Source organism: Clostridium cuniculi (assembly GCF_004353185.1).
GTDB classification, from domain to species: domain Bacteria; phylum Bacillota; class Clostridia; order Clostridiales; family Clostridiaceae; genus Clostridium; species Clostridium cuniculi.
On sequence record NZ_SMUS01000046.1, the window covers coordinates 20,826 to 27,589 of the forward strand.

The following is a 6,764-nucleotide window of genomic DNA, read 5'->3' on the forward strand; positions in this document are numbered from 1 at the left end:
TTTCTTAACCTCCTATAACAAATTTTCCTGCTGATATCATAATTGCTATAAGAATAAAGAACATTATACTTACACTTAAAACACATGACATTATTAATACTAAAGATTCACCTGCAGCAGCTATAGAGCTTGTTATTCTCTTATCTGTTATTGGTTCTAGTAACGATGCTGAAAGTTTAAAAATAAGTGATGATAATACTAGTTTAATAATAGGATATAAAATTATTAAAATTATAACTATTAACCCAATTGATCCAATTGCATTTTTTATAATTAATGAATATCCTGCTACAGATGATATAGCATCTGAAAAGGATTTTCCTACTATTGGTATAAAATTATCAACAGCAAATTTAGTAGTTTTCAATGTAACAGCATCTATAGTAGAAGAGGTTATACCCCTAATAGTTAAAATACCTATGAAGATAGTAAGAATAATTCCTTGTAACCAGACAGTAGATTTTTTTACCATACTACATAAATTAGATAACTTTGATTCTGTTGAAATATTATTTGTAAACTGTAATACAAAAGTTATTAAAATTAATGGTATTATTACATTCATATATATTTTAGGAATCAATATTGTAGCTCCAAGAATTATTGGGTCCATAGTAGCTGCTTGAGTTAAACCTCCTGCTGCAGCTAACATAACTACTAAAACAGGTAAAACCTTATCCATAAAACTTGTAATTTGAACAATTACATCTTTCGCCAGTGATATTGATATAATAAAAGTTTTTGATAATAATATTATTAAAATAGCATAACAGGCATAAAAAGCTACTTGCGACACTCCTTCACTTGAGAAAGATGACTGTATATTTTTAAATAGTGAACATATTATTCCTATTGCAACAATTGAAAATGCTAATGATAATACAGTTTTTACTTCTCTAAAAAATAAACTTATAACAGCATTTATAATTGTTGAAAAAGATAAATTTCCTTCACCAGTTTCTATATAACTTTGTATATAACTTATTGGATCTAACTCATTAACAAGCTCTACATCGCTTTTCATTGTATTAATATAGTCATATAAACTATTAAGCTTTGATTCTACTTCTTCATCATTAGTTATAGTAGTAAGTTCTTCTGCATAAACAACTTTATTAGGAAATATTGAAATTTCACTAAACCCTAAAATACTGATAATTGTCAAAGACCAAATTATCTTTAAAATATAGTTTTTCATTTTCTCACCTACAATATCTGAAGAATTGAATTTAATACAGCCATTAAAATTGGAATTGCCAACCCTAATATCATAATTTTCCCTGCAAATTCAACCTTAGTGCCTATACTTCCAGCACCAGAGTCTTTACATATTTCACTACAAAAAGAAGTTATATAAGCTATTGCTAGAATTTTTAATACAATGCCAATATATACAGTGTCTATATTTGCCTTATTTGCAATATCTTTAATAAATTCTATTATATCCCCTAGCTGTCCTATCATATAAAGGAATATTCCTATTCCAGCTGCAAGTACTACAAGTAATCCTATTTCTGATTTCTTATCTTTTAATAAAAGGAATATGAATAAAGCAGTAAAAGCAAAAAATGCAACATTAATTATCTCCATAAAACTCACCTAAAAAGTAAACATAGTTTTTACAGTATCAAAAAGATTTGATATCATTCCAATAATAGTAATTAAAATAATAACCATTCCTGCTAAATTAGCTAATACTGCAAATTCCTTTTTTCCATTCCCCTCTAGCACTTTTTCAATAACCATAAGTAGAACTCCCATTGCTCCAATTTTAAATAACAAACTTACATCAAACATAATAAATTATATCCCCCCTTAGATAAAAAATATTGCTAGCATCGCACCAATAGACAACCCTAACGTTCTATATAACTTAATATTTTCCTTTTCAAACTTTCTTGCTTCTTTATAATTTATATCTATATTATCTAATGTCAATTTAAATATCTTATCTTGTCCTGTTACCCCTGATGAACCTAGTGTTTTAAAAAAATCACTTATAATTTTATTATCATCTGATGTTAAATTTATCTTTTCCTTTGTTTTTTCATAAGCATTTTCAAAACTTTCATATATACTTCCTGTATAGCCATTTTCCAATGCAAGGGCCATATCACTAAATATATCAGAAACTGGCTCTGAAACTTTTTTACTAACTTCTAATAAGGCATCTGGTAATGGTGTATTAGCATATATAATCTCATTATTTAATAATAATAGGGCTTTTTGAAATTCCTTTAAATGTATGCTTCTTCTTTTGTAATTTTCACCTAAAAAGAAACCTATAAATGTACAGATTAGAAACATTAAAAAAATCATTATACTTCTAAACATTGTAATCCCTTCCCTCTACTTACCTTATAAACTTTTTCTATTGTTCCAGCCCCCCTTCGATTGCTTAATAATATGATTCTTTCCAATACACAATTATCTATTAGTTCCTTAAAAACCTTTCTATTATAAATATCATTTATATCATATCCATGTACTGTAACTATAATATTAACTCCAGAATTAAAGGCCATATTTAGTGCCTCCAAATCACCTTCTGTTCCTATTTCATCACATATTAATACTTCTGGAGAAAGACTTCTTATAGCCATAATCATTCCTGATTTTTTTAAACAATTATCCAAAATATCAGTTCTTATACCTACATTCATTTGAGGGATTCCGTTGTAGCAAGCAGCAATTTCGCTTCTTTCATCTACAATTGTTACTTTCTTTCCTTTTAAACTTATTTGGTACATTCCATTAGATAAATTCTTAGCTATATCTCTTAATATAGTTGTTTTTCCACACTTAGGTGGAGATACTATTAAAGTGTTATATACTCTATCATTTTCTGTAATTAATCTCATAACTTTATTAGAAGCTCCTATAACTTCTTTACATATTCTTATATTTAATGAGGAAATATTTTTTATAGTTCTAACTTCACCTTTTGACATTACACATTCTCCAGCAAGCCCAACTCTATGACCTCCCTTTAGTGTAATATATCCTTGCTTAATTTCTTCTTCAAATGCATATAGTGAATAATTGGAGATTTTAGTCATTAGATACCTTAAATCCTCTCTTGTAGGAATATAATCTAATACCTTTTCTTCAAATGCTAAATTTAATATTATTGGCTTTCCAACTTTAATCCTTATTTCTTGTATTTTATCTTCCATCAAAAACTGTTTAATACTATTTCCTATTGTTCCTGGAAGTATTTTGTAAATTTCATCATAATTCATATAATCACTTCCTTATTTCCCTTTCTCTTTAATTTTTATTTCACATAATAGCTAATTATTCATACTATAAAAAAAAATATGTAAATTATTTATTTAAAAACATATGTAAAATAAATATCTATAATAATATATTTATCTCATTACATATAAATTCCTTAAATTTAATGAAAAAAACATAGGCTATTGCAATTACTTTGCAATAGCCTATGTTTTTAACTAAGTAAGTTTTAATAAATATATACTATGTATTATTTGTTAGCTATACTGCCACAAAACGGACAAGGAATATTATTATTGTTATTTAATGCTTGTTGTTCTACAAATAAAGGTTTATTACAGTTTTCACATTTGATTTCAACATATTCATCTTCTAATTCACTTAAATCATCAAATGATACTTCTTCAAATAGCTCATCTTGTATATCTGTTAAATCATTATCTATATATTCCATATTTTCTTCTAAATATTCTTGTCTTATATTTAAATCTTCAACCTTTGAAGATAAATCTAATAATATATCACTTATAGAATTAAATATATTATTATATTTTTCATCTTGTATATCATTTATCATACTTTTCAGTTGATCTATTTTAGTATATATTTCTCTCATACTTTCACTTCCTTTGAAGAAATTATTATATATATGATTATACCCTTATTTTCTCATCTTTAAAAGAAAAATCGGACATGTTTGTGTAAGTTGGAATAACTAAATCAAAGATTTATATTCTCGCTAAAAAAAAACAAATGCTAAGTTAAAAACCTAGCATTTACTTTAAGATTAAACTCTTTCCATGTATTCACCAGTTCTAGTGTCAACTCTTATAGTATCACCTTCGTTAACAAACATAGGTACGTTAACAACTGCTCCAGTTTCTAATGTAGCTGGTTTCATAGCGTTTGTAGCTGTGTTTCCTTTTACTCCTGGGTCAGCTTGAGTTATTAATAACTCAACAAAGTTTGGTGCTTCAACTGAGAATGCATCACCTTTGTAGAACTTAATTACTGCAAACATATTTTCTTTTATAAACTTTATAGCATCTTCAACTTTTTCATAGTTTAATGGAATTTGCTCATAAGTTTCTTGATCCATGAAGTAGTATAATTCTCCATCAGAATAAAGATATTGCATTTCTTTTCTTTCAATTACTGCTTCTTGTAATTTTGTAGTTGGGTTGAAAGTTGTATCTGTAACCCCACCTGAAATAACGTTTCTAAGCTTAGTTCTAACGAAAGCAGCGCCTTTACCAGGTTTAACGTGTAAGAAGTCTATTACTGTATACACTTGTCCGTCGTACTCAAAAGTTGTACCTTTTCTTAAATCACCTGCTGATATCATAAAAAATTCCCTCCAAATCACTTGAATTCATAGTTATTATGACCTTTATTTTTAACAAATAATCATAATATCCTTTGTCGTTTAATGACACAACAAAAACATTCTATCAAAATTACTAAAGAAATGCAATTATTTCATTAAGAACATCAAAAATTTTAATAAATTTACCTATATAACTCCAATATTACAGTTAAAATATTATCTTTTCCACTAATCTCATAATTATATATTTCAAATACTTCCAATTTATTGATTATTTCTTCTATTTTTTTATTATTTCCATTTATCATTATTTTAACATACCACTTTTCTCCCAAATCTTCAACTTCTAATATTTGAATATTTTTATCTATATTTAAGTCATTACTTATCTCATTAAATGTTAATTTTGATGGCATAGTATAATTTATTTCCTCAATATTTTGAACCTTATTTTCTATTTTAAAATAATAAAGCATAATAATAATTTGAATAAGAGTTATAATTACTAATATTGGTTGCTTATATTCTATTAATTTTATTTTTAGATTACTCAATATATTACTTTCACCACCTTTGTATCATCATAACTAGTTACTTTTTTTATCTGAGCACCTAAATCTTCTATCTTATTAATATCTTTATTTTTTTCATATGTTATTTCAGCAACATTATCTATAACTCTAAATTCAATACTATCTTTATCATATAAATTTATCCACTTAAATATTTCTTCATTTTCAATATACACCTGTTTGGTTTTAGGAATATACTCATTATCATCACTTTTCTTAGATATATTTTCTATATTTAATAATAACAATATCATATTTAATAATAGTAATATTTTATATCCTCTTCTATTTTCTTCACTTTCTTTAAGTTGCTTCTTTTCAATAAATTCTTTAGGAATAAAATCTTTATACTTTAAATACTTTTTCATTTATTATTTCTCCTATTTCAAGATATATAATATGTAGTTTATATTTTATTTCTTCCGGAATTATATCTTCAACTTCTTTACTCATTATTACGGTAGATCCAGTTTCTAAATCATTTAACTCATCACTTAAAATAAACTCATTTTTATTTTTCATAAAACTTTTAATAATAAAATTTTCCTTTATATATAATGAATATATAATTTCTCTTAACTCAATAATTATAATATAATTTCTTAGTTTCTTTATTTTACTTTCTACTAGCTCCTTAATATAAAATTGAATTGGCTTTATTCTAAGATCTTTCGCCTCATTAATTATATTTTTAACCATCCTTCCATTTCCCATTGAATATAAATATAATTTTTTTCTTTTTTTATCATGCTCATAATGAATCAAAATATCATTTTCATCACCGAATTCTTCTCTTACTATTTTTTCAACAACAGCTTCCTTATCCTTTTTTATATTTTCAAATTCTTTAATAAGTATATTCTCTTCAAATATAAACAAATCTATTTCCTTTTTAACAACGCTCTTTATTGCAATTTCATCATATAGTTTATTTTTAAATATAAACTCATCTTTAGTAGAAACTATAATATCCTTCATACACATTCTCCTTTTTATACCATATAAAACATTTTATATAACTTAGGCTTAAAAATAATTTCTACCTCTTCCTTATCATTTTCAATAAATACTACATCAATTTCCCTTATGCTTTCAGTTTTACCTGCCAATATTTCCTTTAAGTACAATTTACCCTCATATATAATAAATCTTAAATTTTCATTTTTACTAAAAATATGTTCATAATTGATATTTAAATCATCTTTATATGAAATAATAAAAGTATCTAATTCTTCATTATTTTTAATTAAATCCTCCACTTCTTTTAATAAATCATACTCAGAATCATTTAAATAAAAAATATCTTCTTTTATTTCATAAAGACCATATTTGTTTGAGTTAGCTATTATAGTCTTAGCATTATAAACTATTAATACAATTAAAATATTTAATAATATCAATACTTCTAACATTACTACCCCTTGTTTTTTCTTCATATACACCTTCCTCTTACTTTAGACTCTTTATTTTCTATATAATAATAAATTAAATTTTCCTTTCTCTTAACTTGGAAGCTCATAACCTTATCTAATAGGGTATTATCTCCAACCGATACATTATCTCCTTTATAATTTAAAGTTCTAACCTTTAAATTTTTATCTCTTAAATAAATTATTTTAACTGTT

The 6,764-nt window shown here is 25.0% G+C and carries 12 protein-coding genes; all 12 read right to left on the bottom strand.

Annotated elements, in window-relative coordinates:
* Positions 1–4 precede the first annotated feature (4 nt).
* Positions 5–1,198: a stage III sporulation protein AE gene (spoIIIAE, locus tag EJJ37_RS17340; RefSeq protein WP_133016748.1), complete on the bottom strand. Its 1,194-nt coding sequence runs from the start codon at positions 1,196–1,198 to the stop codon at positions 5–7.
* Positions 1,199–1,206: 8 nt separating this feature from the next.
* On the bottom strand, positions 1,207–1,590 hold the full coding sequence (spoIIIAD, locus tag EJJ37_RS17345; RefSeq protein ID WP_133016749.1) for a stage III sporulation protein AD: 384 nt from the start codon (positions 1,588–1,590) through the stop codon (positions 1,207–1,209).
* A 9-nt stretch (positions 1,591–1,599) separates the two neighbouring features.
* A complete protein-coding gene (gene spoIIIAC, locus EJJ37_RS17350) occupies positions 1,600–1,797 on the bottom strand; it encodes a stage III sporulation protein AC (protein ID WP_133016750.1) in 198 nt (65 codons plus the stop codon).
* An 18-nt stretch (positions 1,798–1,815) separates the two neighbouring features.
* Entirely contained in the window at positions 1,816–2,334 is a 519-nt protein-coding gene (gene spoIIIAB, locus EJJ37_RS17355) for a stage III sporulation protein SpoIIIAB (protein WP_133016751.1), read from the bottom strand.
* Entirely contained in the window at positions 2,319–3,242 is a 924-nt protein-coding gene (gene spoIIIAA / locus EJJ37_RS17360) for a stage III sporulation protein AA (protein ID WP_133016752.1), read from the bottom strand. Before spoIIIAA ends, spoIIIAB begins: the two co-directional genes overlap by 16 nt.
* Positions 3,243–3,490: 248 nt before the next feature.
* Complete coding sequence (locus EJJ37_RS17365; RefSeq protein WP_133016753.1) at positions 3,491–3,856, bottom strand: CD1247 N-terminal domain-containing protein; 366 nt, start codon at positions 3,854–3,856, stop codon at positions 3,491–3,493.
* 171 nt (positions 3,857–4,027) lie between these two features.
* The gene (gene efp, locus EJJ37_RS17370) at positions 4,028–4,585 is read right to left on the bottom strand and encodes an elongation factor P (protein WP_133016754.1); all 558 of its coding nucleotides are present in this window, start codon (positions 4,583–4,585) and stop codon (positions 4,028–4,030) included.
* Between the two features lie 164 nt (positions 4,586–4,749).
* Positions 4,750–5,121: a hypothetical protein gene (locus EJJ37_RS17375; RefSeq protein ID WP_133016755.1), complete on the bottom strand. Its 372-nt coding sequence runs from the start codon at positions 5,119–5,121 to the stop codon at positions 4,750–4,752.
* Positions 5,118–5,507: a hypothetical protein gene (locus EJJ37_RS17380; RefSeq protein ID WP_133016756.1), complete on the bottom strand. Its 390-nt coding sequence runs from the start codon at positions 5,505–5,507 to the stop codon at positions 5,118–5,120. The genes EJJ37_RS17375 and EJJ37_RS17380 overlap by 4 nt, the downstream gene beginning before the upstream one ends.
* A complete protein-coding gene (locus tag EJJ37_RS17385) occupies positions 5,485–6,117 on the bottom strand; it encodes a hypothetical protein (protein WP_133016757.1) in 633 nt (210 codons plus the stop codon). Before EJJ37_RS17385 ends, EJJ37_RS17380 begins: the two co-directional genes overlap by 23 nt.
* A 14-nt stretch (positions 6,118–6,131) precedes the next feature.
* Positions 6,132–6,575, bottom strand: coding sequence for a hypothetical protein (locus EJJ37_RS17390; protein ID WP_133016758.1), 444 nt, complete (start codon positions 6,573–6,575; stop codon positions 6,132–6,134).
* The coding region (locus EJJ37_RS20435; RefSeq protein ID WP_166484821.1) for a hypothetical protein at positions 6,572–6,764 on the bottom strand (193 nt) is incomplete at its 5' end. The genes EJJ37_RS20435 and EJJ37_RS17390, both read right to left, overlap by 4 nt.